A 1359-nucleotide genomic window follows, 5' to 3' on the forward strand; every position below is an offset into this window, starting at 1 on the left:
TATGCAAGGTAAAAAAGAATATCAAGAGAAATTATTCTCACAATTCCAACTTAGTGAACGTGTCCCCGAGCACAACTTTTATCGGCGATTAAAAGAGGTTCTGGATCTAGATTTTTTGTACCCCTTGACCAAGTGTTACTATGGAGAAAGCGGACAAAAAAGCATTGACCCCGTCGTTTTCTTTAAACTGTGTTTAGTAGGCTATCTGGAAAATATCATCAGCGATAGAGATTTGATACAACATAGTAGTATGCGCTTGGATATACTCTATTTTTTAGGTTATGATATAGATGAGGAACTGCCCTGGCACTCTACGATAAGCCGTACCCGACAATTATATCCAGAAACTGTCTTTGAAGACGTTTTTACTAGAGTACTTGCTATGTGTGTAGAAAAGGGAATGGTCAGCGGTCACACCCAGGCCATAGACTCTGCACCAGTAAAAGCCAATGCTTCGATGGACACTTTAGAGCTTAAAGTTCCAAAAGAAGATCTAGAAGCTCATTTGCATCAAATCCGTCATATCAGTGCTATGGATAAAGAACCGGCAGGGATAAGGAAATCAAGACATAATAAAGCGCCCAAGGCCCAACAAGAAATAAGTGCTACAGCAAGTGAGCTGCGAGCTATAAAAAGTAGAAACAAAAAATGGCGTAAAGACCAAGACCAACGACCAGGGGCAGGTAATAAAGGCTCAAAGTACACATCCAATAAGACCCATTATAGCCCTACCGATCCCGATGCCCGAATAAGTGTAAAACCGGGCAAGGCCAGAAAGCTTAATTATATGAGCCAGTTAAGTGTGGATACTGGACACCATGTGATTACGGATATCAAGGCTTATCATGCGGATGGTAAAGACAGTCAGTGTTTGCCCGATATATGTAACCGCTTAGAAAAACGTTTGCACAAACAGGGACTGTTATGGCATAACTGTATTGCGGATACGGGCTATAGTAGTGGAGAGAACTATGCTTATTTAGAAGAAAAGGGACTGCGCAGTTATATCCCTCCACACGGCACTTACAAAGGCGGGCCTTATGGGTTTGAGTATCACAAAGAGAACGATTGTTACACCTGTCCACAAGGAAAGACCATTCCCTTTAAAAAGGTGTTTTTTGAGAAAAAGAACAATACTAAGAAGAAAGAATATAGGGCGTTAAAACATGTTTGTGTTGATTGCCCAATACGCTCGCAATGTCTAGGTAAATCTGCTCAGGAGAAGAAATTTACAGTCACTTTCTATAGAGAAGAGTATGAACGTAATAATGCACGAGTGAACAGCCCCAGAGGCAGCTATATGAAAGGCAAACGTCAAAGTACGGTCGAACCCGTATTTGGAACGCTTACGCAGTTTCT

Annotated in this window: 1 protein-coding gene; it reads left to right on the forward strand. The window is 41.4% G+C overall.

The window, feature by feature from the left end; all coding sequences use genetic code 11:
• Position 1: 1 nt before the first annotated feature.
• A partial coding sequence (locus tag Q4Q35_RS08655) for an IS1182 family transposase (protein ID WP_303277571.1) occupies positions 2-1359 on the forward strand: 1358 nt, incomplete at its 3' end.

This window comes from Flavivirga aquimarina, from assembly GCF_030540835.1.
Classification (GTDB): Bacteria; Bacteroidota; Bacteroidia; order Flavobacteriales; family Flavobacteriaceae; genus Flavivirga; species Flavivirga aquimarina.